23 protein-coding genes are annotated in these 25,262 nt (G+C 44.8%); 12 read left to right on the forward strand and 11 right to left on the reverse strand.

Translation table 11 applies throughout. The features are described from left to right. Positions 1-12 precede the first annotated feature (12 nt). Complete coding sequence (gene panB / locus L1076_RS08945; protein WP_038870513.1) at positions 13-807, forward strand: 3-methyl-2-oxobutanoate hydroxymethyltransferase; 795 nt, start codon at positions 13-15, stop codon at positions 805-807. A gap of 11 nt (positions 808-818) precedes the next feature. Further along, positions 819-1,721, forward strand: coding sequence for a pantoate--beta-alanine ligase (panC, locus tag L1076_RS08950; RefSeq protein ID WP_237303520.1), 903 nt, complete (start codon positions 819-821; stop codon positions 1,719-1,721). Between the two features lie 54 nt (positions 1,722-1,775). On the opposite strand, the gene L1076_RS08955 is transcribed toward panC, so the two are convergent. From L1076_RS08955 to L1076_RS08970, 4 genes are all read right to left on the reverse strand, one after another. Next, complete coding sequence (locus tag L1076_RS08955; RefSeq protein ID WP_039976914.1) at positions 1,776-2,705, reverse strand: Kdo(2)-lipid IV(A) acyltransferase; 930 nt, start codon at positions 2,703-2,705, stop codon at positions 1,776-1,778. A gap of 128 nt (positions 2,706-2,833) precedes the next feature. Further along, positions 2,834-3,604, reverse strand: coding sequence for an ABC transporter permease (locus L1076_RS08960; protein WP_038870509.1), 771 nt, complete (start codon positions 3,602-3,604; stop codon positions 2,834-2,836). Continuing rightward, complete coding sequence (locus L1076_RS08965) at positions 3,604-4,521, reverse strand: ABC transporter ATP-binding protein (protein WP_038879226.1); 918 nt, start codon at positions 4,519-4,521, stop codon at positions 3,604-3,606. Before L1076_RS08965 ends, L1076_RS08960 begins: the two co-directional genes overlap by 1 nt. Positions 4,522-4,773: 252 nt before the next feature. Further along, on the reverse strand, positions 4,774-6,444 hold the full coding sequence (locus L1076_RS08970) for a SulP family inorganic anion transporter (RefSeq protein WP_237303521.1): 1,671 nt from the start codon (positions 6,442-6,444) through the stop codon (positions 4,774-4,776). A gap of 281 nt (positions 6,445-6,725) precedes the next feature. Here L1076_RS08970 and can point away from each other — a divergent pair, with 281 nt between their 5' ends. Further along, entirely contained in the window at positions 6,726-7,397 is a 672-nt protein-coding gene (can, locus tag L1076_RS08975) for a carbonate dehydratase (protein ID WP_038870504.1), read from the forward strand. 86 nt (positions 7,398-7,483) lie between these two features. Here can and hpt read toward each other — a convergent pair whose 3' ends face one another. Then, on the reverse strand, positions 7,484-8,014 hold the full coding sequence (gene hpt, locus L1076_RS08980; RefSeq protein ID WP_038870502.1) for a hypoxanthine phosphoribosyltransferase: 531 nt from the start codon (positions 8,012-8,014) through the stop codon (positions 7,484-7,486). Between the two features lie 320 nt (positions 8,015-8,334). Between hpt and opaR the strand changes: the two genes are divergently transcribed. Continuing rightward, on the forward strand, positions 8,335-8,952 hold the full coding sequence (gene opaR / locus L1076_RS08985; RefSeq protein ID WP_038870500.1) for a transcriptional regulator OpaR: 618 nt from the start codon (positions 8,335-8,337) through the stop codon (positions 8,950-8,952). Between the two features lie 312 nt (positions 8,953-9,264). Here opaR and lpdA read toward each other — a convergent pair whose 3' ends face one another. The 5 genes from lpdA to ampD form a co-directional block, all read right to left on the reverse strand. Continuing rightward, positions 9,265-10,695: a dihydrolipoyl dehydrogenase gene (gene lpdA, locus L1076_RS08990; protein ID WP_005438019.1), complete on the reverse strand. Its 1,431-nt coding sequence runs from the start codon at positions 10,693-10,695 to the stop codon at positions 9,265-9,267. 243 nt (positions 10,696-10,938) lie between these two features. Beyond that, complete coding sequence (gene aceF, locus L1076_RS08995; protein ID WP_237303522.1) at positions 10,939-12,852, reverse strand: pyruvate dehydrogenase complex dihydrolipoyllysine-residue acetyltransferase; 1,914 nt, start codon at positions 12,850-12,852, stop codon at positions 10,939-10,941. Positions 12,853-12,882: 30 nt separating this feature from the next. Then, positions 12,883-15,546, reverse strand: coding sequence for a pyruvate dehydrogenase (acetyl-transferring), homodimeric type (gene aceE, locus L1076_RS09000; RefSeq protein ID WP_038870495.1), 2,664 nt, complete (start codon positions 15,544-15,546; stop codon positions 12,883-12,885). Positions 15,547-15,601: 55 nt separating this feature from the next. Beyond that, a complete protein-coding gene (gene pdhR / locus L1076_RS09005; protein ID WP_186175115.1) occupies positions 15,602-16,369 on the reverse strand; it encodes a pyruvate dehydrogenase complex transcriptional repressor PdhR in 768 nt (255 codons plus the stop codon). Positions 16,370-16,773: 404 nt separating this feature from the next. Then, positions 16,774-17,325: a 1,6-anhydro-N-acetylmuramyl-L-alanine amidase AmpD gene (gene ampD, locus L1076_RS09010; protein ID WP_038870491.1), complete on the reverse strand. Its 552-nt coding sequence runs from the start codon at positions 17,323-17,325 to the stop codon at positions 16,774-16,776. Between the two features lie 92 nt (positions 17,326-17,417). Here ampD and nadC point away from each other — a divergent pair, with 92 nt between their 5' ends. The 8 genes from nadC (at position 17,418) to yacG (ending at position 24,556) form a co-directional block, all read left to right on the forward strand. Beyond that, positions 17,418-18,305 carry a carboxylating nicotinate-nucleotide diphosphorylase gene (gene nadC / locus L1076_RS09015; RefSeq protein WP_237303523.1) on the forward strand — a complete coding sequence of 296 codons (888 nt, stop codon included), beginning with the start codon at positions 17,418-17,420 and terminating at the stop codon, positions 18,303-18,305. Between the two features lie 263 nt (positions 18,306-18,568). Continuing rightward, positions 18,569-19,033: a prepilin-type N-terminal cleavage/methylation domain-containing protein gene (locus tag L1076_RS09020; protein ID WP_054756388.1), complete on the forward strand. Its 465-nt coding sequence runs from the start codon at positions 18,569-18,571 to the stop codon at positions 19,031-19,033. Beyond that, positions 19,033-20,718: a type IV-A pilus assembly ATPase PilB gene (gene pilB / locus L1076_RS09025; protein ID WP_237303524.1), complete on the forward strand. Its 1,686-nt coding sequence runs from the start codon at positions 19,033-19,035 to the stop codon at positions 20,716-20,718. Before L1076_RS09020 ends, pilB begins: the two co-directional genes overlap by 1 nt. A 31-nt stretch (positions 20,719-20,749) precedes the next feature. After that, positions 20,750-21,973, forward strand: coding sequence for a type II secretion system F family protein (locus L1076_RS09030; RefSeq protein ID WP_038870485.1), 1,224 nt, complete (start codon positions 20,750-20,752; stop codon positions 21,971-21,973). A gap of 71 nt (positions 21,974-22,044) precedes the next feature. After that, positions 22,045-22,914 (forward strand): A24 family peptidase, encoded by an 870-nt coding sequence (locus L1076_RS09035; RefSeq protein WP_038870483.1) that lies wholly within the window; start codon positions 22,045-22,047, stop codon positions 22,912-22,914. Then, on the forward strand, positions 22,915-23,529 hold the full coding sequence (gene coaE, locus L1076_RS09040; protein WP_054756385.1) for a dephospho-CoA kinase: 615 nt from the start codon (positions 22,915-22,917) through the stop codon (positions 23,527-23,529). Between the two features lie 27 nt (positions 23,530-23,556). Continuing rightward, the gene (zapD, locus tag L1076_RS09045) at positions 23,557-24,297 is read left to right on the forward strand and encodes a cell division protein ZapD (RefSeq protein ID WP_038870479.1); all 741 of its coding nucleotides are present in this window, start codon (positions 23,557-23,559) and stop codon (positions 24,295-24,297) included. A gap of 64 nt (positions 24,298-24,361) precedes the next feature. Further along, the gene (gene yacG, locus L1076_RS09050; protein WP_038870477.1) at positions 24,362-24,556 is read left to right on the forward strand and encodes a DNA gyrase inhibitor YacG; all 195 of its coding nucleotides are present in this window, start codon (positions 24,362-24,364) and stop codon (positions 24,554-24,556) included. A gap of 333 nt (positions 24,557-24,889) precedes the next feature. On the opposite strand, the gene rplS is transcribed toward yacG, so the two are convergent. Beyond that, a complete protein-coding gene (gene rplS, locus L1076_RS09055) occupies positions 24,890-25,243 on the reverse strand; it encodes a 50S ribosomal protein L19 (RefSeq protein WP_038870475.1) in 354 nt (117 codons plus the stop codon). Between the last annotated feature and the right edge of the window lie 19 nt (positions 25,244-25,262).

Raw genomic sequence — 25,262 nt, forward strand, 5'->3', positions numbered from 1 at the left:
GAGGATAAAACAATGAAAAAAATGACCATTAACGACCTGATTAAGTGGAAGCAAGAAGGTCGTAAATTTGCTACTTCAACTGCATACGATGCAAGCTTTGCCCAACTTTTCGAAAGCCAAGAAATGCCAGTTTTACTGGTAGGTGACTCTCTAGGCATGGTTCTGCAAGGTAAGACCGATACGTTACCTGTTACTGTTGAAGATATTGCTTATCACACTCGCTGTGTACGCGCTGGTAGCCCGAATTGTCTTTTGATGGCTGATATGCCATTCATGAGCTATGCAACGCCAGAGCAAGCGTGTGAGAACGCAGCAGTACTCATGCGTGCTGGCGCAAATATGGTAAAAATTGAAGGCGGCGACTGGTTAGTAGATACCGTAAAAATGCTAACGGAACGCGCGGTACCAGTCTGTGCACACTTGGGCCTAACACCACAATCTGTAAACATCTTTGGTGGTTACAAAGTGCAAGGTCGCGATCAAGAAAAAGCCGATCGTATGGTAAAAGATGCATTAGCACTGCAAGAAGCCGGCGCTCAAATTGTTTTACTCGAGTGTGTTCCAGCTGAATTGGCAGCTCGTATTACTCAAGTACTTGATGTACCAGTAATTGGCATCGGTGCAGGTAACGTAACGGACGGTCAAATCCTAGTTATGCACGATATGTTCGGAATTTCGGCGAACTACATGCCAAAGTTCTCGAAAAACTTCCTTGCTGAAACAGGCGATATGCGTACAGCTGTGGCAAAATACATGGCAGACGTTGAAAGCGCAGTGTTCCCAGACGACGCTCATACTATTGCCTAGAGGATAAATGCATGCACACTTTTGCAGAAATCTCAGCCATTCGTGAACAGATCAAGACGTTCAAACGTGAAGGTCGTAAAGTTGCGTTTGTCCCAACCATGGGCAACCTACACGAAGGCCATCTAACACTGGTTCGTAAAGCACGCGAGTACGCCGATGTCGTTGTGGTAAGCATCTTTGTCAACCCGATGCAGTTTGAACGTGCAGACGATTTAAATAACTACCCTCGTACACTTGAAGAAGATCTTAACAAGCTCAGCGGTGAAGGCGTCGAGTTGGTATTCACACCGACACCAGAGATCATTTACCCTGAAGGCTTAGATAAACAGACTTTTGTCGATGTGCCTGGGCTTTCTACGATTCTTGAAGGCGCTTCTCGTCCGGGCCATTTCCGTGGCGTGACGACTATCGTAAATAAGTTATTCAACATCGTTCAACCTGATGTAGCTTGCTTTGGTGAGAAAGATTTCCAACAGCTTGCTGTTATTCGTAAGATGGTTGATGATCTAGCAATGGACATCGAAATCGTAGGTGTCGCAACCGTTCGTGAAATGGACGGCCTTGCAATGAGCTCTCGCAATGGCCTGCTAACGATTGATGAGCGTCAACGCGCACCTGTTTTAGCACGTACTATGCGCTGGATCAGTAGCGCGATGCGTGGTGGTCGTGACGATTACGCTTCAGTGATTGAAGATGCGAATGATCAATTACGCGCTGCCGGTTTGCAGCCAGATGAAATCTTCATTCGTGATGCTCGCACACTTCAAGCAATCACAACAGAGACCACTCAAGCCGTGATCTTGATGTCTGCCTTCTTAGGTAAAGCACGCCTCATCGACAACCAAACTGTTGATATGGCGGTAGAAGCTAAAGAAGAAGAATCTAGCGAAGCGAATTTAGCAAACGCTGAATAAACGAAATTCGCAAATAAAAAGGTCGGCACTAAGCCGACCTTTTTTGTATCCCTCTTACGCATAAACGCCACTCAAACCTTCCGGACGAGTTTTAAACCGCTTATGCAGCCACATCCAAGCTGGCACGTCTCTTCTTATCATGCCTTCAAGTTCTTGATTTAAGATACTTGCCGCTTTGACTGGATTACGGCGCTCGAAACGTCCACTGAGATCTTCACCAATATAGAGCGTGTAGTGAGAATGTTCACTGACCGTAACCCCTGACATCACTGCACATTTTGTCGCATCAATAAGCACACTTGATCCTGCAGTACTCGCGGCTTGCTCAACAGCGAAAAACGGGGCGAAGACCGAATTTTTAACACCGTAATCATGGTCAGGTAAGTACCACAGTCGCTGACCGTTTTTCAGCACTTTAAGCATTGATTTAACGTCTTTCCGGTCAATCATTTGATGGCCGCAACGCGTGCGTCCTCGATGCTGAACAAACTCATAAACAGGGTTTGAATTCGGTCGATAAACACCATAGCCTTTGGCAAATTGACTAAAAATACGCGCCGTCATTTCCAAATTTAGGTGATGACTGCAAACCACCAGTACACCACGCCCATTTTTCTCTTGTTCCAGTAAACGCTCTTTTCCAACCACCTTGGCTAGACGCTTCACTCGCCACTCAGGCCAAAACCAAGCCATTCCGGTCTCGATCAGCGCCATCCCTGTGTATTTAAAGTTTGTCTTTACCAGTACATCGCATTCTTGAGCGCTGTATTCGGGAAAGCAGAGTTTTAAATTTTGCTTTGCAATGCCTTTACGGCGCTTCATGGCCAGCATCGCAAGCGAACCAATGCCCCTACCTAACAAACGTAAGGCTGAGTATGGAAGCAGATTGACAATCAGCGCCAACAGACCAAAGGCGAACCAAACAGACCAATATTTAGGAAGAAGCAATTTAAAAGAGAAAGATGGAGAGGGGACAATATTCATGGCTTCACTCATTTACAACAAATGAATCAAACCTAACATGTTAAAAGTCGAAAAATTGTATGGGAATGTATTGGTGTGCATTAAGAAAGGGCAGCTCTCATGGCTGCCCTTTGAATGTGTTGTTAAGGTTAACTTCTTAACCCAATCCCCTTAGTCACTAGATAGTGAGCCACCGCGTAGAGCGCAACCACAAAGACGATCAATACGCTAAACGACGTAACGATACCCACATCAGACACACCAAGGAAACCATAACGGAAAGCGTTCACCATGTAGACGATTGGATTTAGCTTAGAGACTCCTTGCCAAAATTCAGGCAATAGACTGATGGAGTAAAAAACACCGCCAAGATAAGTCAGCGGAGTCAGAACGAACGTAGGGATAATCGAGATATCATCAAACGTTTTCGCATAAACCGCATTAATTAAGCCACCAAGTGAAAATACCACTGACGTCATAAAGACGGTCGCAATGATGATGCCCCAGTGATCGACTTGCAAATCAACAAAGAAGAGCGAAACAAACGTGACAATCGTTCCGACTAATAGGCCACGTACGACGCCGCCCATCACAAAGCCGAGAATGATGATGTAGTTCGGCACTGGCGCCACTAACAATTCCTCGATGTTTCTTTGGAATTTGGAACTAAAGAAAGAGGAAGCCACATTCGAGTACGAGTTCGTGATCACCGACATCATGATCAAACCCGGAACAATGTATTCCATGTAACTAAAGCCGTTCATGTCACCGATGCGAGAGCCAATCAAGTTACCGAAAATAATGAAATACAACGTCATCGTAATCGCAGGTGGTACCAAAGTTTGCACCCAAATACGCGTAAAACGGTTCACTTCTTTTGTAACTAGGCTACAAAAAGCCGTCCAATACAATTGGTACATTATTGGTTACCTCCACGTACGATACTGACAAACAACTCTTCCAAACGGTTCGCTTTGTTTCGCATAGACAGCACTTTTACGCCTAGATCAGATAATTGGTTAAACACCGAGTTCAACCCTTGGCTCTTATCTAATTCGATTTCCAATGAACCATTGACCATCGATTGGCTACTTACCCCTTGAAGTGCTGGCACTTCACCGTCGAACTCAATATCTAGGATAAAAGTTTCTACCGTCAATTTACCCAACAGCGCCTTCATGGTCGTATTTTCAATCAGTTCACCTTTGTTGATGATACCGATATTACGACACAGCATTTCTGCTTCTTCCAAGTAGTGCGTGGTCAAGATGATGGTAATGCCCTGCTCTTGGTTGATCTCCTTTAAGAAGTCCCACATTGAACGACGCAGTTCAATATCCACCCCTGCGGTTGGTTCATCAAGGATCAGCAATTGAGGCTCGTGCATTAGAGCTCGCGCAATCATCAAACGACGCTTCATACCACCAGACAAGTTACGCGCACGTTCCTTACGTTTCTCCCATAAGTCGAGTTTGGTCAGGTACTTTTCTGCACGCTCTTTAGCTAGCGCTTTTGAAACCCCATAATAACCCGCTTGCTGCATGACAATCTGTTCGACAGTTTCAAATTGGTTGAAGTTGAATTCTTGAGGAACCAAACCTAGGTTTTGCTTCGCCAATTCAAGATGCGTATCAATGTCATACCCAAACACCTTAGTGGTGCCAGATGTCTTGTTGACTAAAGAAGAGATAATGCCAATGGTGGTTGATTTACCAGCCCCATTCGGCCCAAGAAGTGCGTAAAAGTCACCTTTCTTTACTTGTAAGCTGATGCCCTTCAACGCTTCAAATCCGCCCGCATAGGTCTTGCGAAGCTGTTCAATTTCTAATGCGTACATTGCGTAATACTTGCCATCTGTTGATGAATCGTGAATGCCAATACCAAATGGGGAAACTGCTGTCGGCGTCATAACCGACTATCGGTATTGCACTAAAGTTGAATTAGTTTATCGTTGAATAACGATGAATACAAATAAACCTTTCTATAAAATTAGAAATACCTATCTTTTATGATTCTTAATCACTCAATCTAAAAACAATAAAAAGCGCTCCCAGAACCCCAGCAGCGCTTAGTTAAAAGAGACTGTTGATTAAAGCGTCAGCATTTGATGCTCATCAGTTTCAACATGCCTGATAGCCGCATTGAGCGCTTCATAGCGGAACTTGTATGTATTCGCATCCGGCACTAAATCAATCACATGGAATTTCTCTAGTTGCTCACGAGTACGTTGGTTAGGACACAACAAGTACACTTCACAGTTCGCGTCTAAAGCATCTTTAATGGCGTTTTCCAAAGCCAAGCCGACCGTCACATCAATCATAGGGACATCTGTTAAGTCGAGGATCATGACCTCATAGTCAGAAATGCTCGAGTGTTGACGAGAGATCGCTTTAGAAACACTAAAGATCATCGGACCGGACAGATAGAAGAACAACACTTTACCATTAGCTCTGTCCAACAAGCCTCTTTCGCTATCGGTCAGTGGTACATCGTCTTCATCAGCATCACTGATGGCTTTAACTTGGCGTGCTTGCTCACGACTCAAGCGTTCAATGATGATGATATTAGAAATAAATACCCCTAGCCCTACAGCCACAATCAAATCGACAAATACTGTCAGCAGCATGACGCCATACATGACCGCCATCCCCGGAAAGCTCACCTTATGGGCACGTTGGATAAAGCTCCAATCCAGAATATTAAAGCCAACATAAACCGCAATACCGGCTAATACAGCCATCGGAATGGGTTCAGTCAAACCGCTAGCGACCAACACCACCAGCGCGAGAATCAGCGCACGAATCACACCGGATAACGGTGAGCGAGCGCCAACTTGGATGTTGGTCACCGTTCCCATCGTCGCCCCCGCACCTGGCAGAGCGCCAAACAACCCAGAAATCATGTTCGCCAAACCTTGGCCACGCAGTTCCTTGTCTGAATCATGCTCTTTACGCGTGAGTGAGTCACCAATAACCGCTGTCAATAAGGTATCAATACAACCTAACGTACCCAATACCAATGCATCGATGACCATTTCGGTAAACATCGCAGGATCGATATGTGGCACCACCAAAGAAGGTAAACCTGCTGGGATTTCACCAATTCGGCGAATATCATCGGCATCAAAGACAAAGACAGAAAGTAACGTTACCGCCACAAGAGCCACCAGCTGCGCTGGCACGTATCTGCGATATTGCTTAGGGAAGAAGAACAAGATACCCAACGTCAACAAACCTAAAAACAGTTCGCTGAACTTAAGATTAGAAATCGTATCTGGCAGAGCCGATAGTGTCCCTATCACACCGCCAGATGGCGCAGCATGGCCAAGTAAAGGCGACAACTGCAAGATAATGAGAATGACACCAATACCCGACATAAAGCCGGAGATAACACTGTATGGCATTAACGTTACGTATTTACCAAGCTTTAATGTACCGAGCACAATTTGGAACGCGCCCGCCATCATCACCACGGTAAAGGTCATGGCCATGCCCGTTTCTGGGTATTTGGCCACCATACTGGTTAATACCGCTGTCATGATCACCGTCATGGGACCGGTTGGCTCAGAAATAAGTGTATTGGAACCACCAAACAGTGAAGCAAATAACCCCACCATGATCGCGCCCCATAAACCAGCTTCTGCACCAGCTCCTGAAGCCACACCAAATGCTAATGCGAGAGGAAGTGAAATGATGGCCGTTGTGACACCACCAAACAGATCCCCTTTGAGGTTGATATCCTTAAAGCGACTACCGAACACGAATTTGCTCCCTGCATTAAAAAGACAAAATGCCATCAATCTAACAAATATTTCGCTAAAGAAATAAACGAAAAAAAGCCACGACCAAATTGGGCTTATTTGCTTACTGAATGATGGCTGCATATTTTATGATTTTCACAGCGAGAACTAGTCAGACGAGTCATCTTGAGTGAATATTTAACGGGATCGAAATTGTAACATTGTGTATAGTTACAGCGCTGATCGCTTAGTAAGCACTAGGGAGTGGTTGGTTTTTTTAATTTTAGGGAAGTAGATGTCAGATGCCGGAAATTAAACAATTATTCGAAAATAACTCGAAATGGTCAGAAGAAATAAAATCTGATCGTCCAGAATATTTCGCAAAACTAGCGGAAGGTCAGAAACCAGACTTTCTTTGGATTGGTTGTTCAGACAGTCGCGTTCCAGCAGAGCGACTAACGGGACTTTTCTCAGGCGAGTTATTTGTTCACCGAAACGTTGCTAACCAGGTCATCCACACCGACCTAAACTGCCTCTCTGTCGTGCAATACGCCGTCGACGTACTCAAAGTAAAGCACATCATCGTTTGTGGTCATTATGGTTGTGGTGGTGTGAATGCCGCAATTGATAACCCTCAACTCGGCCTTATCAACAACTGGTTACTTCACATCCGTGATCTTTACTTTAAGCACCGCGCTTACCTTGACCAAATGCCTCTTGACGATCGCGCCGATAAACTAGGTGAAATCAACGTAGCCGAGCAAGTATATAACTTGGGTAACTCAACCATCATGCAAAACGCATGGGAACGCGGTCAGGATGTTGAAATTCATGGAGTGGTGTACGGCATTGAAGATGGTCGTCTTGAGTACTTAGGGATTCGTTCAAATTCAAAAGAGACCGTGGAAGCGTCTTACCAAAAAGCGCTCTCGACCATTCTTAACGATGACAACAAATTGTTATGTCGCGATTAATCATCACAAATAAATCGTCAACAAGATAAATAAAAAACGCCCATTTAAGATGGGCGTTTTTTTAATTCTAAAACTGGCGACAGAAATTATTCCTGCGGAACCACTTTACCAATAAATGGTAGGTGACGATATTTCTGAGCGTAATCAATACCAACACCAACAACAAACTCATCTGGAATAGAGAAACCAGCCCAATCAACCGGAACTTCTACTTCACGGCGAGATGGCTTATCAAGCAGCGTACAGATAGCGATAGATTTTGGTTCACGTAGAGACAGGATTTCACTGATTTTGTTTAACGTGTTACCTGTATCAATGATGTCTTCTACGATCAGTACATCTTTGCCTTTAATGTCGTCATCAAGGTCTTTCAAGATACGTACATCACGTGAGCTTTCCATCGTGTTACCGTAGCTAGAAGCGGTCATAAAATCGACTTGGTGAGTCAGTTCGATAGCACGTGCTAAGTCAGCCATAAATACAAATGAACCACGTAGCAAACCAACCAATACCAGATCTTCACTGCCTTGGTAATGTTCTGTAATTTGCTTACCTAATTCACGAATTCGATCCTGAACTTCTTGCTCAGAAATCATCACTTCTATTGTATGTTTCATACTGTGCTCAATTTTCTTTGTGGGTTGAGGTTGGTCGTACGCAAACGATCACCTTATCTTGCGGCGTGTAGTGTAACACCCCACTCAGTAGGTGGAAAGTCGCATCCCATTCCATTGAATTCTTGGATGAAAGTCTTAGTTTTCGGATTTATCTAGTTGAATGAATCATCAATAATGACATTACTGTCTATAAATTGGGCATCAGATGTTGACCTTGCACATATGCACCATTACACTCATCAATGCTTTAAGCAACTATTAAAATAATCAATTAGGGGGTTACCCCCAAATAATATCAACTCAATGGCAAGGAAAAGAATATGGACTCAATAGCTAAGAGACCTCGCACTAGGCTTTCCCCTTTAAAACGTAAACAGCAACTAATGGAAATCGCTCTTGAAGTGTTTGCTCGTCGCGGTATTGGCCGTGGTGGTCACGCAGACATTGCTGAAATTGCACAAGTTTCTGTTGCAACAGTATTTAATTACTTCCCAACTCGTGAAGATTTGGTTGATGAAGTACTGAACCACGTTGTACGTCAGTTCTCAAACTTCCTTTCGGATAACATCGACTTAGACCTTCACGCACGTGAAAACATCGCCAACATCACAAACGCAATGATCGAACTTGTTAGCCAAGATTGCCACTGGCTAAAAGTATGGTTCGAATGGAGCGCATCAACACGTGATGAAGTATGGCCATTGTTCGTGACAACTAACCGCACTAACCAACTGTTGGTGCAAAACATGTTCATTAAAGCAATTGAACGTGGGGAAGTTTGTGACCAACATGAACCGGAACACTTGGCGAATCTGTTCCACGGTATTTGTTACTCTATTTTCGTTCAAGCAAACCGCTCTAAGAGCGAAGCCGAGCTAACGAACCTAGTAAGCGCATATTTAGATATGCTATGCATCTACAACCGTGAACATCACTAAAAAATAATTAGGCTTAAAAAAGCAAAGGCTGATACTTAGGTATTGGCCTTTTTTCGTTTTCGGGAAACGGGAAACGGGAAACGGGAAACGGGAAATATTTTGTCTTTCTGGGAACAAACTCTGCCAACTCGGTTTAGATACAATTGCCTTCGATTAACCTTCCAACGAACACCTCTCGATTTTTAGAGCGAAGCGTTCGCGACTCTCGAAGCGCAGCGTTACATAGAACAGCCTGTTCTCGCCTCTCAAGCTCCGCGCACAAAAAAACCGCTGACGAATCAGCGGTTTTTATCATTCAACGTTCAAGAAAAATTACTTTTTCTTTTTAACTGCTTTTTTGTTTGGAAGGTCAGTGATTGAACCTTCAAATACTTCAGCAGCTAGACCCACAGACTCGTGTAGAGTTGGGTGAGCGTGGATAGTTAGTGCGATATCTTCAGCATCACAACCCATCTCGATCGCTAGGCCGATTTCACCAAGTAGTTCACCACCGTTAGTACCAACGATAGCGCCACCGATTACGCGGTGAGTTTCTTTATCGAAGATTAGCTTAGTCATACCGTCTGCACAGTCAGATGCGATTGCACGACCTGATGCTGCCCATGGGAATGTCGCCACTTCGTAGTTGATGCCTTCTGCTTTCGCTTCTTTCTCAGTCTTACCAACCCATGCCACTTCTGGCTCAGTGTAAGCGATTGAAGGAATAACTTTAGGATCGAAGTAGTGCTTCTTACCAGAGATAACTTCTGCGGCTACGTGGCCTTCATGCACACCTTTGTGAGCAAGCATTGGTTGGCCAACTACGTCGCCGATTGCGTGGATGTGAGGAACGTTAGTACGCATTTGCTTATCAACGTTGATAAAGCCGCGCTCGTCCACTTCAATGCCCGCTTTTTCAGCATCGATAAGCGCACCGTTTGGTACACGACCGATAGCAACAAGAACCGCATCGTAACGCTCAGCTTCTGCTGGCGCTTTTTTGCCTTCCATTGAAACGTAGATACCGTCTTCTTTCGCTTCAACTGCAGTTACTTTCGTCTCAAGCATTAGCTTGAACTTGTCTTTAATACGCTTAGTGAAGACTTTAACGATGTCTTTATCCGCCGCTGGGATAACTTGGTCAAACATCTCTACTACGTCTACTTTAGAACCTAGTGAGTGGTAAACCGTACCCATTTCTAGACCGATGATACCACCACCCATGATAAGCAGTTTTTCTGGTACTTCTTTCAGCTCTAGCGCATCCGTTGAATCCCAAATACGTGGGTCTTCATGTGGGATGAATGGCAGTTTGATTGGGCGAGAACCCGCAGCAATGATAGCGTTGTCGAAGTTAACCGTTGTTGCTTCGCCTTCGCCTTCTACAAGGATAGAGTTAGGGCTTGTGAACTTACCGTAGCCGTTTACTACAGTAACGTTACGCATCTTAGCCATACCGCTAAGACCGCCAGTCAGTTGGTTTACAACTTTCTCTTTCCAGATACGGATTTTGCTGATGTCTGTTTGTGGTTCGCCAAACACAACACCGTGCTCAGCCATCGCTTTCGCTTCTTCGATAACTTTTGAAACGTGAAGAAGTGCTTTAGATGGAATACAACCAACGTTTAGACATACACCGCCAAGAGTGCTGTAACGTTCAACTAGTACTGTTTCTAGACCTAAGTCCGCACAACGGAATGCAGCTGAGTAACCAGCAGGACCAGAACCAAGTACAACAACTTGGGCTTTAATTTCTTTGCTCATTGTGACCTCTTGTAGTCATTATCCCTAACAGGCTGAGTAGATGTTCTTAAATTATTAGGCTTTCAAACGGTCAATATTTTACAGAGATGTTAACAGTGTGAAAGCAGCTTTAAGTTAGCCTGTGAGCTAGACAACAATTCATCTTTCAGTTTCTGAACGATGGAAGAAATTGTCGTCTAAAAATAGTCTTTTATATAAAGAATTAAGGTGACCCGAAAGTCACCTTAACTATTACTTTCTCAATTACAGTACTAGACGACGAATGTCTGATAGTGCACCGTTTAAGAAAGTAATGAAGCGTGCACCTTCTGCACCATCGATCACACGGTGGTCGTATGATAGAGACAGTGGAAGCTGTAAACGTGGTTCGAACTCTTTACCGTTCCACACTGGCTTCATTTCAGATTTAGATACACCTAGGATACCAACTTCTGGCGCGTTTACGATTGGCGTAAACGCTGTACCGCCGATACCGCCAAGGCTAGAGATTGTGAAACAACCGCCTTGCATATCAGCTGCAGTTAGCTTACCAGCACGTGCTTTCTTCGATACTACCATCAATTCTTCAGATAGCTCGTAGATGCCTTTCTTGTTCACGTCTTTAAATACAGGAACAACAAGGCCGTTTGGCGTATCGACTGCGATACCTACGTTCACGTACTTCTTAAGAATGATGCTTTCGCCATCTTCAGAAAGTGAAGAGTTAAACGCTGGGAATGCTTCTAGTGCTTTCGCTACCGCTTTCATGATGAACACAAGAGGAGTGATCTTCATGCCAGTGTCTTTCTTCGCTTCGATTGCGTTCTGTTCTTTACGGAATGCTTCTAGCTCAGTGATGTCAGCGTTATCCCACTGTGTAACGTGAGGAATCATCACCCAGTTACGGTGTAGGTTTGCACCAGAGATCTTCTTGATCTTAGACAGCTTCTGAACTTCAGTTTCGCCGAACTTGCTGAAGTCAACTTTTGGCCAAGGTAGTAGACCAAGCGCTGCACCGTCGCCTTTGCCAGATGCTGCTGCACCTGCGCCAGACTCAAGACGCTTAAGCGCATCTTTAACGTAAGCTTGAACGTCTTCTTTCAGGATACGGCTCTTACGACCAGTACCTTTAACCTTAGATAGGTTGACGCCAAATTCACGAGCTAGACGACGAACAACTGGAGATGCGTGTGCGTAGTCACCGTTCTCTTGGAAATCGTTCGCTGCAGGTGCCGCCGCTGGAGCTTCAGCTTTTGGTGCAGGTGCAGAAGCTGCTGCTGGAGCAGGTGCAGGTGCTGCGCCTTCAACCGGGGTGCCGGCCACAACGAAAGTCATGATTAGAGAGCCAGTCGTTACTGAATCGCCTTCAGCAATCTTGATCTCTTTAACTGTACCTGCGAATGGTGCAGGTACTTCCATAGAAGCTTTGTCGCCTTCTACAGTAATTAGAGATTGCTCTTCTTCTACTGTATCGCCAACTTTAACCATGATCTCAGTAACTTCTACTTCGTCACCGCCGATATCTGGAACGTTAACTTCTTTGTCCGCTGCTACCGCAGGAGCCGCCGCAGGTGCTGCTGGCGCTTCAACCGCTGCAGGAGCTGGAGTCGCTGCGCCTGAGCCAGCTACCGGGGTGCCGGCCACCTCAAATACCATCACAAGAGAGCCAGTTGTTACTGAATCGCCTTCAGCAATTTTGATCTCTTTAACCGTACCTGCAAATGGTGCTGGTACTTCCATAGAAGCTTTGTCGCCTTCAACCGTTAGAAGAGATTGCTCTTCTTCTACTGCATCGCCAACTTTAACCATGATCTCGGTAACTTCTACTTCGTCGCCACCGATATCAGGAACGTGAACTTCTTTTAGTTCTGCTGCCGCTGCTGCTGGAGCTGGAGCTGCTGCTGGAGCCGCTTCTGCCACAGGAGCAGGTGCAGCGTCAGCTGCACCCTCGGCTTCGAAAATCATGATAAGAGAACCAGTTGTTACTGAATCGCCTTCTGCAACTTTGATTTCTTTTACAATACCTGCTTGAGACGCTGGAACTTCCATAGAAGCTTTGTCGCCTTCAACAGTGATCAGAGACTGTTCTTCTTCAACCTTGTCGCCAACGCTTACAAGAATCTCAGTAACTTCAACCTCATCCGCACCGATGTCAGGTACATTAATTTCGATTGCCATTGCTTATTTACCTTCTAGTTAAGCGCTGTATTAAGCGTAAAGTGGGTTTGTTTTTTCAGTGTCGATGTTGAACTTAGCAATTGCTTCAGCAACAACAGACTTCTCAACATCACCACGTTTCGCTAGTTCAGTTAGTGCAGCAACTACTACGTAGCCCGCGTTAACTTCGAAGTGACGACGTAGGTTCTCACGGCTGTCTGAACGACCGAAGCCGTCAGTACCAAGAACTTTGTATGACTCAGTTGGCATGAACGCACGCACTTGCTCAGCGTAGTTCTTCATGTAATCCGTCGCAGCGATTGCTGGTTCGTTACCAAGAACAGTAGTGATGTAAGGTACTTTCGCTTCTGCTTCTGGGTGAAGCATGTTGTAGCGCTCTGCATTTTGACCATCACGAGTTAGTTCGTTGAATGAAGTTACAGAGAACACGTCAGATGCTACGCCGTACTCTTCACTTAGGATAGTCGCTGCTTTACGTACTTCGTTCATGATAGTACCAGAGCTCATTAGCTGAACTTTACCCTTAGCACCTTCGTGAGACTCAAGCTTGTAAATACCTTTACGGATGCCTTCTTCAGCGCCTTCTGGCATTGCTGGCATTGCGTAGTTTTCATTCATTACTGTTAGGTAGTAGTAAATGTTTTCTTGCTCAGGGCCGTACATACGACGGATACCGTCTTGCATGATTACTGCTAGCTCGTAAGCGAATGTTGGGTCGTAAGAGATACAGTTCGGGATAGTGTTCGCTTGAATGTGCGAGTGACCATCTTCGTGCTGTAGACCTTCACCGTTCAGTGTTGTACGACCAGCTGTAGCACCTAGTAGGAAGCCACGAGCTTGTTGGTCACCTGCTAGCCATGCCATGTCACCAATACGTTGGAAACCGAACATTGAGTAGTAGATGTAGAACGGGATCATTGGCAGATCGTTTGTGCTGTAAGAAGTAGCAGCAGCAACCCAAGATGCCATTGAACCTAGTTCGTTGATACCTTCTTGAAGAACTTGACCTGACGTTGCTTCTTTGTAGTAAGAAACGATGCCTTTATCTTCAGGTGTGTATTCTTGACCGTCTGGGTTGTAGATACCCACTTGACGGAATAGACCTTCCATACCGAACGTACGCGCTTCATCACAGATGATAGGAACGATGTTCTTACCGATGTTCTTGTCTTTAAGCAGGATGTTCAACGTACGTACGTAAGCCATAGTCGTTGAGATTTCACGCTTCTGAGCACCAAGTAGAGGAGCAAACTCTTCTAGCTCTGGTACTTTGAACTCTTGTGTGAACTTAGGTAGACGCTGTGGCGTGTAACCTTTCAGTGCTTTACGACGAGCATGTAGGTATTCGTACTCAGCAGAACCTTCTTCCAGTTTTAGGTAAGGCAGTTCAGCTACTTTCTCATCAGAAAGGATGTCTTGTAGACCTAGACGATCACGTAGGTATTGTACGTGAGTCATGTCCATCTTCTTAACACCGTGAGCGATGTTCTTACCTTCAGCCGCTTCACCCATGCCGTAACCTTTAACAGTCTTAGCTAGGATTACCGTTGGCTTACCACCTGTCTCTTTTGCATTGTTGAATGCAGCAAACAGTTTAGAAGAATCGTGACCACCACGCTTCAGTTCGAAGATTTGGTCATCAGTCATGTCTGCAACTAGTGCAGCAGTCTCAGGGTACTTACCAAAGAAGTGCTCACGTACGTATGCGCCATCTTTAGATTTGAATGTTTGGTAGTCGCCATCGATCGTTTCGTTCATAAGCTGTAGTAGCTTACCAGTCGTATCTTTAGCTAGTAGTGCATCCCAGTTGTTACCCCAGATAACTTTAACTACGTTCCAACCTGCGCCTTTGAATAGACCTTCAAGTTCTTGAATGATCTTACCGTTACCCATTACAGGGCCATCTAGACGCTGAAGGTTACAGTTGATTAGGAAACATAGGTTGTCTAGCTTCTCACGCGCAGCGAAAGAAATTGCACCACGTGATTCTGGCTCATCCATCTCACCGTCGCCTAGGAAAGCGTATACACGTTGAGCAGAAGTATCTTTAAGGCCACGGCCGTTCAGGTACTTAAGGAAACGAGCTTGGTAAATAGCAGAGATTGGACCTAGACCCATAGATACTGTTGGGAATTGCCAGAACTCAGGCATCAACTTAGGGTGTGGGTATGAAGGTACACCTTTACCGTCTACTTCTTGACGGAAGTTGTCTAGCTGCTCTTCAGTTAGACGGCCTTCAACGAACGCACGAGAGTAGATGCCCGGTGAGATGTGGCCTTGGTAGTAAACTAGATCGCCACCGTCCGTCTCGTTTGGAGCACGGAAGAAGTGGTTGAAACAAACTTCGTAGAACGCTGCTGCTGACTGGTAAGAAGCCATGTGACCACCAAGGTCTAGGTCTTTCTTAGAAGCACGCAATACGATCATGATTGCGTTCCAGCGAATAATCGAACGAATACGACGCTCAAGAGTTACATCACCAGGGTAAGCTGGTTCTTGTGCTGCTGGAATAGTGTTGATGTAGTTTGTGTTGATGCCAGTTGGCATATCAACGCCGTCTAGACGTGCTTTTTCTAGAACGGTTTCTAGTAGAAACTGTGCACGTTCTACACCTTCTTCACGAACAACTGATTCAAGGGCTTGTAGCCAATCTTGAGTTTCCAGTGCATCTACGTCATGCTTCATGTCAGACATGGCGATCTATCCTTCTGTTGGTTGGATCTACTTATTTAAGTAAGCGGTTCTTGTATTAAGAATCGTTACCTTGCTGAATTCGACGCAGAGAACGCTCTCGTCGAGACTCTTCTCGAGTCAAATCCAACAATGTTTCTTCGATATAAGCTAAATGTGAGTGAGACATTTCACGCGCCTTTTCAGGCTGACCAGAAACAATCGCATCCACGATATTAGCTCTGTGTTTACTTACTTTATCGACCACTTCATCGCGGCGATGTAAGAGCTTTAGATTCTGTAGAACATTCTGCTCAAGCAAAGGCGCAAGGCTACGAACAATATGAAGGAGAACGACGTTGTGCGCTGCTTCGGTTAATGCAATCAAAAATTGCATTACTGCTGCCGCTTCTGCTTCAACGTTGTCGCCTTTTTGCTCTGCACTGATTTGATTCAGGCAAGCTTGAATACGAGCAAAATCTTCATCGGTACCACGTAATGCTGCAAAGTACGCTGAAATGCCTTCCATCGCATGGCGCGATTCAAGCAAGTCCAATTGCGTCTCTGAGTGGGTAGATAACAAATTCAGCAAAGGGTCTGAGAAACTCTTCCAGATGTTTTCACTTACGAATGTGCCACCGCCTTGACGACGAGTAAGCAGACGTTTCGCTTCCAAACGCTGAATGGCTTCACGGACAGATGGACGAGACACATCGAACTGCTTTGCGAGTTCGCGCTCTGGTGGCAATTGCTGCCCCGGAGAGAGTGTTCCTTCCACAATCAACCTTTCTAACTCTTGTTCAATAACATCAGAGAGTTTTGGCTGACGAATCCTTTGATAAGCCATAATTTATTGTTCTTCTACTCTTGCAGGTAATTGGTAATACCAATTTTAAGTTGGTGCAGAAATTAACATAATTAAAACGTGACTGTCCAGCCAAAAGTTGACCTAAATCATAGAACGGACTTACAACCAACACTTTGATAACAATCGACCATTAAAACAGCAATAAAATTGGTATGACCAATTACATAAACAAAACAGATGGGAAGTCTTCGTGCTAGTAAATTTGATCAACAAAAACAAAAAATGACAAAAAAACCGGGTCATTTTTTCGTCACGAACCGTTTTAACGCCCCAAAATGTCGTTAACTTTTAACAAGCCTTCATATTTCTTGTATCAAAAAAAGGCATACCTGAGTGTATGCCTTATTTATTTCTGTTTTTTGAATTTACACTTTTGCTACAAGTTAACTTTGTACTTGTTGTCTGAACTTGGCCCAGTCAAAGCTTAGCCCAGGATCGGCTTTTCTCAAGGGAGCGATATACTGATGCCCCGTAATTCTCGGCAAGGTAATTTTTGGGTAGGAATGCATAACGGATTGGGTCAATGCAGTAAGTGATTGATATTGCTCTTCTGTGTACGCAACAAACTCGGTGCCTTCCAACTCAATACCAATTGAATAGTCATTACAACGTTCACGGCCAGCGAAGCTAGATTGTCCGGCATGCCAAGCTCTGTCTAAAAAAGAAACAAACTGAACAATCTCGCCATCACGCTTAATTAAACAATGTGCCGAAACGCCCATTTTGTGAATTACTTCAAAAAATGGATGGGCATTGGGGTCAAGATTGCCGGTAAAAAAGTCCTCTATATAACATCCACCAAATTGACCCGGAGGCAAGCTGATGTTGTGCACCACCAGCAGAGAGATATCTTCTTTGTCTGAACGAGCATCAAAAAATGGCGAAGGGACATGCTTCGCTTGCGTCAACCAACCATTCTCGATTTTTAGGCACATATCAACCTCTCTACTTTGCAAATTAACTGCTGAAATTATTGACACCGGAGAGTATCATTCGTTGCCATCTCCCTTTCAAGACTAGATTTGCGATGAAGAACACACACAACAGCCAAGAACGCCTAGAATATCTTAAGCAACAACTTCCATTAGAAATCACTCGCGCTGTAGCCGATACCCTAAAAGAAGATCTAGGTGGTACATTGGATGTCGATAAAGACATCACCGCATCGCTTATCCCAGCTGACGCGATTAACACTGCAACCATCATCACTCGTGAACACGGTGTGTTTTGTGGCCAAGCGTGGGCAGATGAAGTATTCAAACAACTGGGTAGCAAAGTAACCATCGAATGGCATGTCAAAGATGGTGACAAGGTAGAACCAAATCAGACACTGTGTACGTTGACTGGTCCTGCTCGTGATTTGCTCACTGGCGAGCGCAACGCAATGAACTTTATTCAAACCCTTTCAGGTTGCGCGACCATTACCGCTGAGTACGCAGAAAAAATTGCTCATACAGAGTGCCGTCTATTAGATACACGTAAAACGATTCCAGGTTTACGTAGCGCGCTTAAATACGCAGTAGCTTGTGGTGGCGGTTTCAACCATCGTATTGGTGTATTCGATGCTTACCTAATTAAAGAAAACCACATCATTGCTTGTGGTGGTATTACTCAAGCGATCACGACAGCAAAAGAGTTGAACCCTGGTAAACCAGTTGAAGTAGAAACCGAAAGCTTGGATGAGCTAAATGAAGCGATTGAAGCGGGTGCCGACATCATCATGCTCGACAACTTCACTACCAACATGATGCGTGAAGCGGTAGCCATCAACGCTGGTCGTGCGGCATTAGAAAACTCAGGTAATGTAACCTTAAAAACCATCGCTGAATACGCAGAAACTGGCGTCGATTACATCTCGGTGGGTGCTTTGACTAAGCACCTAAAAGCGATGGACCTTTCGATGCGCTTTAAGTAAATAGAGTACCGACAACAATATTAACTTCCGAAAAGTCAGCATGTTGTAATCTGATTCACTAAATAGAGAGCCGCAAGGCTCTTTTTTTTATCCACTAAAAAAATAACACCACTCGCAAAACCTTGCATGCAATATGCAACTACAGTGCAAAGATCTTTATCTCACTCGAGAGCCACTTCGTTTCCAGTTTCCACTTGTTTCTACTCTTTTTACTCTTCTGCCCCATGCATAAGCATTAACTAAATTTATCTTAAGGAAAGAAGATGAAAACGAATAAACAGAAAAAGCAGCAAGGTTTTACGCTGATTGAATTGATGATTGTGGTTGCAATTATTGGTATCTTGGCTGCGTTTGCAATCCCGGCTTATCAAGATTATACGAAGAAAGCAACAATGGCAGAGTTCCCTAAAGTTGCATCTTCTACAAAACTAGCAGTTGAGCTTTGTGCTCATGAACACGCAGCAGATGCTGGCGCATTTAAGACTAAATGTCACCAAACGGCGAATGGTATACCTGCTGCCTTCACCCTAAATAATCTAACAGTAACGCCGGCAGCTGGTACAGCTTCAGGTGCAATTAGCATTACAGTAAATGCAGCAAACGACAAAGGTCCAATTAAGCAAAACGAAAAATACATTTTAACTGCAACTTATGCTACGAATGGAGTTACATGGTCCTCAGAATGTAAAGATGCGACCAACGCAGTACAAACCTCTTACTGCCCATAATGCTAACCAACCTCTCAACAGTTCTTCGCCAAGCTGGAATACTGACTTTTTCCCAAGAAGAACTGTTACTTGAGCAAGCTAAAGCTTCTGGTATCTCAATGCCGGAGGCTTTGCTCAATTCCGGCTTTTTCCAATCTTATGAGTTAACGGAGCACCTAAGCTCTGTTTTTGGGCTTTCTTGCACCTCTCTCAATCAATACGAATACGCTTCGTTATGCCAAACGCTAGGTTTGCGAGATTTGATCACTCGGCACAACGCTCTGCCGCTCAATCGCAGTTCTTCGACTCTGATCTTGGCGGTAGCTGATCCGACTAATCTCCAAGCTGAAGATGACTTTCGTTTTGCGACAGGACTACAGGTTGAGCTTGTTCTTGCGGATTTTCGTGAACTCAGTGCGGCAATTAGGCGCTTATATGGTCGAGCACTAGGACAGGAAAAGTCCGGATTAAAAGAGATCAACCAAGATGAACTGGCAGGTCTGGTTGATATTGGTGCAGATGAAATCGACAACATCGAAGATCTCAGCCAAGACGAAGCACCTGTCAGTCGTTACATTAATCAGATTTTGTTGGATGCCGTGCGTAAAGGCGCTTCGGATATTCACTTTGAACCCTACGAAAACATGTATCGAGTGCGCTTACGTTGTGATGGTATTCTCGTTGAAAGCCAACAACCACCGAGTCATTTAAGTCGCCGTTTATCGGCGCGTATTAAAATCTTATCCAAACTCGATATCGCCGAACGACGCTTACCGCAAGATGGTCGTATCAAGCTTAAGCTAAACCAAGATACTGCAATTGATATGCGCGTATCGACACTACCAACGCTATTCGGCGAAAAAATAGTACTGCGTTTGCTCGACAGCAGCTCCGCCTCACTAAATATTGACCGCTTGGGTTACAGCGATGAGCAGAAGCAACTTTATCTGGATGCGCTAAAACGACCACAAGGCATGATTTTAATGACAGGCCCGACGGGAAGTGGCAAAACCGTCTCGCTCTATACAGGCTTAAGTCTTCTAAACAAAACAGAGATCAATATCTCTACAGCGGAAGACCCCGTTGAAATTAACCTGCCTGGCATCAACCAAGTGCAAGTCCAGCCCAAAATTGGCTTTGGTTTTTCTGAAGCACTTCGTTCTTTCTTACGTCAGGATCCTGATGTGGTCATGGTGGGTGAGATCCGCGATCTAGACACGGCAGAAATCGCTATTAAAGCCTCACAAACTGGCCACTTAGTTCTGTCTACTCTGCACACCAACTCTGCCGCTGAAACCGTGATTCGCTTATCCAATATGGGGGTTGAGAGCTTTAACCTTGCTTCATCATTGAGCTTGATCATCGCTCAACGCTTGGCAAGAAAGCTATGCCCTCAGTGCAAACAACCTCAAGAGCCGAATGCACAACTGCAACATATTGGCATCCACTCCACGGAAAACATCTTTCAAGCGAACCCAGATGGCTGTAACGAATGTACCCAAGGTTATTCTGGTCGAACCGGCATTTATGAAGTGATGCGCTTTGACGAGACGCTTTCCGAAGCACTAATCAAAGGCGCATCCGTTCATGAATTAGAAAAACTTGCTATCAAAAACGGCATGCACACCTTACAAATGTCCGGTATAGAAAAACTCAAACAAGGCATCACCAGCTTTAGCGAATTGCAACGCGTTCTCTACTTCTGATCTTTACGTTTATTAGGCAATCATCGACTCTATGAAAACTAACGCCCCACAACTTAAAAGTTTCCGCTGGAAAGGCACGAACAGCTCAGGGAAGAAAACCTCCGGACAAGTGTTAGCCATGACAGAAATTGAAGTGCGAGAACGCCTGGATGCTCAACACATTAAAATTAAGAAGCTTAAGAAAAGCAGTATTTCTTTTATCACGAAACTGAGTCATCGAGTCAAAGGCAAAGACATTACGGTATTTACCCGTCAAATCGCTACCATGTTAATGACCGGCGTTCCCATCGTTCAAGCTCTGAAGCTTGTCTCAGAAAACCATAGAAAAGCTGAGATGAAATCAATACTGATGAGCGTAACACGAGCAGTAGAAGCAGGTACGCCAATGTCCAAAGCCATGCGCACCGCCAGCACGCATTTTGATCCACTCTATACTGATTTAATCGCAACCGGTGAGCAGTCAGGTAACTTACCTCAGGTATTTGAACGTCTTGCGACTTACCGAGAAAAAAGCGAACAATTGAAAGCAAAAGTTATCAAAGCACTCATCTATCCTGCGATGGTAGTTTTGGTCGCGCTAGGGGTCTCCTACCTCATGCTCACCAAAGTGATACCTGAGTTCGAAAAGATGTTTGTTGGCTTTGGCGCCGACCTGCCTGCATTTACTCAAATGGTCTTAAATCTTTCGGCATGGACACAAAATTGGGGGCCTTTTATTGGGCTCAGTGCATTAAGCTTATTTATTTCCTCCCGTATCATGGCTAAACGTTCGGATTCTTTCCGATTATTGTTGGCTCGATCGAGCTTAAGATTTCCGATACTCGGCCCCGTCTTATCCAAAGCAGCGATTGCGAAATTCAGCCGTACTCTTGCAACCAGTTTTACCGCCGGTATCCCCATTTTGACAAGCTTAAAAACCACCTCTAAAACATCCGGTAATATGCATTATCAACTTGCCATCGAAGAGGTCTACCGAGATACCGCAGCGGGTATGCCAATGTACATCGCAATGCGCAATTGCAACGTATTCCCAGAATTGGTGCTGCAAATGGTAATGATCGGTGAAGAATCCGGACGTTTAGACGATATGCTCAATAAAATTGCCGCGATCTATGAGTTTGAAGTGGATAACACCGTCGACAATCTGAGTAAAATTTTAGAGCCGTTGATCATTGTTTTTCTTGGGGTCGTCGTTGGCGGATTGGTCACAGCAATGTACTTACCAATCTTTAACTTAATGAGCGTATTGGGATAGAATGTTGCTTTAGCAAATTAATCCCATCAAAACAGCACTTTGCTATTTGATTCATCGTTCAAGAGACAGATATGGAAGTATTCCAGTACTACCCATGGCTATTCGTTGTATTTGCCACAATTTTTGGTTTGATCGTGGGTAGTTTCCTCAACGTGGTTATTTACCGCTTACCCAAGATCATGGAACTAGAATGGCGACGCGAGTGCGCTGAATCATTCCCTGAATACAAAATTGAAGCACCGAAAGAAACACTGACCTTAAGTGTCCCTCGTTCTTCCTGCCAACAGTGTGGAACGCCGATCCGCATTCGTGACAACATTCCTGTCATTAGCTGGCTGCTTCTGAAAGGCAAGTGCCATAACTGTAAATCCTCGATTAGTGCTCGCTACCCTCTCATCGAATTGCTTACTGCTTTTGGTTCGGGTTTTATCGCGTTTCACTTCGGTTTTAGTTACTTCACTGTTGCGCTGGTTTTCTTTACCTTTGTATTGATTGCCGCCACGTTTATCGACCTCGATACTATGTTGCTACCAGACCAACTAACGCTGCCATTAATGTGGGCAGGTATTGCACTTGCATTGTCTGGCGTTAGTCCTGTTAACCTACAAGACGCCATCATTGGCGCGATGGCTGGTTACTTGTGCCTTTGGAGTGTTTACTGGGTATTTAAGCTTCTGACTGGCAAAGAAGGCATGGGCTATGGTGACTTCAAACTGCTTGCTGCCCTTGGTGCATGGTTAGGCTGGCAATCACTGCCGATGATCATTTTACTGTCGTCGGTTGTGGGCGTTATTTTCGGCCTGATACAACTGCGTTTACAAAAACAGGGTATCGAAAAAGCGTTCCCCTTTGGCCCTTACCTTGCGATTGCAGGTTGGGTGAGCCTTATTTGGGGTAACCAGATTCTAAACTGGTACTTCACGTCGATTCTAGGAGTGTAAATGGCTTTTGTTATTGGCCTAACAGGCGGCATTGCAAGCGGTAAAACCACCGTTGCAAACTTATTCAAACAGCAATTCAAAATAGACGTTGTTGACGCGGATATTGTAGCCCGCGAAGTCGTAGAACCGGGCTCTACTGGGCTCAATGCGATCATTGAACATTTTGGTATTGATATTGTACGAGAAGACCAAAGCCTTGATAGAGCAAAATTAAGAGAGCAAATTTTCTCTAATCCGGACGAGAAAGCGTGGCTAAACGCCCTACTACATCCGATGATCCGCGAAAAAATGATCGAAGATTTAGAGCAAGTGGAGTCCGAGTATGCGCTACTGGTTGTCCCGCTCTTAATCGAAAACAAGCTTGATAGCCTGTGTGATCGAGTGCTTGTGGTTGATGTTGAACCGGAAACTCAAATCGCAAGAACGGTAAAACGTGATAATGTAAGTGAAGATCAAGCTCGTGCTATCTTAGCCTCACAAGCAACACAAGCGCAAAGACTCGCGATTGCGAATGATGTGGTGAGAAATAACCCAGATGACCCTGATCTTTTGCTTCAAATCACAGATTTACACGAAAAGTACCTAGCCATGTGTAAGAAAAATCTGCGAAAATAGGAATGAAACTCACCAAGGCTTATGTCGATGACCACGCACAAATTTGAACATCCGTTAAATGAGAAAACTCGCATCTATCTGAGAGTTGAGTCTTTGCTGCGTCAGGCTCACCTAGCCTCTGGTTTTGCCGATAATCACCAATATCAGTTGTTCTTCCGTGCGCTTTTCGACATGGTTGAAATCTTTGAGCAGATTCAATTGAAAAGTGAGTTGGCAAAAGATCTTGAGAAACAACGTTTGGCCTACCGAAATTGGCTGAACGTTGAAGGCGTCGATCAGCAAGCGTTAAGTGAGCTACTCAAAGAGATCGATGTGGTTCATAGCCAACTGATGACTGCTGAACGTTTCGGCCAAGCGTTGAAAGAAGATCGTTTTTTAAGCTCAATTCGCCAGCGCTTTAATCTTCCTGGTGGTTCTTGCTGTTTTGATTTGCCAGCCTTGCATTATTGGTTACACCTTCCTATCGAACGCAAAAAGCACGATGCAGCCCAATGGCAAGAGAGCTTAAAGCCGTTGTCCGATGCACTCGCTTTGTGGCTAAAACTGACTCGCGAAACAGGCCACTTTAAAGCACAAATTGCTCGTGCTGGCTTCTTCCAAAGCGACGCTGATGAAGCGAATATTCTTCGTTTACACATCCCTATGGAATATGGCGTCTATCCGATGATTTCGGGGCATAAGAACCGCTTTGCGATTAAGTTTATGTCATTTGAAAGCGGACAAGCTTGCACGCAAGACGTTGAGTTTGAACTCGCGGTTTGTAGCTAAAACCAACGCACACTATTATTTCTATACCCCCTTTGACACCTCAACATAATGGGACTCTTTAATCATGTCTAAAATTACTATCGTGCCATGCCCACAATGCGGTGCAGACGTAGAATGGGGAGAGCAAAGCCCTCACCGCCCTTTTTGTAGCAAGAAATGCCAAATGATTGATTTTGGTGAATGGGCTGACGAAGAAAACGCCATTGCTGGCGCACCGGATATGTCGGACAGCGATGGATGGTCTGAAGACCAGTACTAAAGAATTGAGAGGCTAGAGTCGAGAAACGAGAACTCTACACTTCGAGAATAGAGAGAGGGGTTGATGTGGAACATCAGCCCTTTTTATTTTTCGGGATTCGGTTCATTTTGTCTTTCTAGGGACAAGCTCTGCCAACAACCTTTCAAGGCCATACTTCTTGCACTAGCTCTTCAACAACACCTCTCGGTTCCTAAAGCGAAAAGCTCTCGAATCTCGTAGCGTTCCCGATTCTCGAGGGACAACGTCCGCTCCCTAAACCCAGCGTCTTTTTCCACGCATAAAAAAACGGAGCCCAATTGGGCTCCGTTTACTATGAGAACGCTAGTTATAGCATTACTTCTTAGCAAGTTTCTCTTTGATACGAGCAGACTTACCAGAACGCTCACGTAGGTAGTACAACTTGGCACGACGTACTGCACCACGGCGTTTAACTTCGATGCTATCAACGATTGGAGAGTGTGTTTGGAACGTACGCTCAACACCTTCACCGTTAGAGATCTTACGTACAGTGAAAGCAGAGTGTAGACCACGGTTACGGATTGCGATTACAACGCCTTCGAAAGCCTGTAGACGCTCACGCTCACCTTCTTTAACTTTAACCTGAACTACAACAGTGTCACCTGGTGCAAATTTAGGCAGGTCTGATTTCATTTGCTCTTCTTCAAGAGCTTTGATGATGTTACTCATTTTTTAAATTCCTAGAATA

It is taken from the genome of Vibrio sp. MMG023 (assembly GCF_021654215.1).
In the GTDB taxonomy this organism is placed as follows: Bacteria; Pseudomonadota; Gammaproteobacteria; order Enterobacterales; family Vibrionaceae; genus Vibrio; species Vibrio jasicida.

Bases quoted from the DNA above. Each gene is read 5' to 3' on its own strand.
- L1076_RS09035 (WP_038870483.1), top strand. From the start codon at position 22,045: ATGGAAGTATTCCAGTACTACCCATGGCTATTCGTTGTATTTGCCACA.
- aceE (WP_038870495.1), bottom strand. From the start codon at position 15,546: ATGTCTGACATGAAGCATGACGTAGATGCACTGGAAACTCAAGATTGG.
- ampD (WP_038870491.1), bottom strand. From the start codon at position 17,325: ATGTGCCTAAAAATCGAGAATGGTTGGTTGACGCAAGCGAAGCATGTC.
- pilB (WP_237303524.1), top strand. From the start codon at position 19,033: ATGCTAACCAACCTCTCAACAGTTCTTCGCCAAGCTGGAATACTGACT.
- zapD (WP_038870479.1), top strand. From the start codon at position 23,557: ATGACCACGCACAAATTTGAACATCCGTTAAATGAGAAAACTCGCATC.
- L1076_RS08965 (WP_038879226.1), bottom strand. From the start codon at position 4,521: ATGTACGCATTAGAAATTGAACAGCTTCGCAAGACCTATGCGGGCGGA.
- panB (WP_038870513.1), top strand. From the start codon at position 13: ATGAAAAAAATGACCATTAACGACCTGATTAAGTGGAAGCAAGAAGGT.
- pdhR (WP_186175115.1), bottom strand. From the start codon at position 16,369: ATGGCTTATCAAAGGATTCGTCAGCCAAAACTCTCTGATGTTATTGAA.
- L1076_RS09020 (WP_054756388.1), top strand. From the start codon at position 18,569: ATGAAAACGAATAAACAGAAAAAGCAGCAAGGTTTTACGCTGATTGAA.
- can (WP_038870504.1), top strand. From the start codon at position 6,726: ATGCCGGAAATTAAACAATTATTCGAAAATAACTCGAAATGGTCAGAA.
- lpdA (WP_005438019.1), bottom strand. From the start codon at position 10,695: ATGAGCAAAGAAATTAAAGCCCAAGTTGTTGTACTTGGTTCTGGTCCT.
- opaR (WP_038870500.1), top strand. From the start codon at position 8,335: ATGGACTCAATAGCTAAGAGACCTCGCACTAGGCTTTCCCCTTTAAAA.
- L1076_RS08955 (WP_039976914.1), bottom strand. From the start codon at position 2,705: ATGAATATTGTCCCCTCTCCATCTTTCTCTTTTAAATTGCTTCTTCCT.
- rplS (WP_038870475.1), bottom strand. From the start codon at position 25,243: ATGAGTAACATCATCAAAGCTCTTGAAGAAGAGCAAATGAAATCAGAC.
- L1076_RS08960 (WP_038870509.1), bottom strand. From the start codon at position 3,604: ATGTACCAATTGTATTGGACGGCTTTTTGTAGCCTAGTTACAAAAGAA.
- coaE (WP_054756385.1), top strand. From the start codon at position 22,915: ATGGCTTTTGTTATTGGCCTAACAGGCGGCATTGCAAGCGGTAAAACC.
- hpt (WP_038870502.1), bottom strand. From the start codon at position 8,014: ATGAAACATACAATAGAAGTGATGATTTCTGAGCAAGAAGTTCAGGAT.
- nadC (WP_237303523.1), top strand. From the start codon at position 17,418: ATGAAGAACACACACAACAGCCAAGAACGCCTAGAATATCTTAAGCAA.
- aceF (WP_237303522.1), bottom strand. From the start codon at position 12,852: ATGGCAATCGAAATTAATGTACCTGACATCGGTGCGGATGAGGTTGAA.
- yacG (WP_038870477.1), top strand. From the start codon at position 24,362: ATGTCTAAAATTACTATCGTGCCATGCCCACAATGCGGTGCAGACGTA.
- panC (WP_237303520.1), top strand. From the start codon at position 819: ATGCACACTTTTGCAGAAATCTCAGCCATTCGTGAACAGATCAAGACG.
- L1076_RS09030 (WP_038870485.1), top strand. From the start codon at position 20,750: ATGAAAACTAACGCCCCACAACTTAAAAGTTTCCGCTGGAAAGGCACG.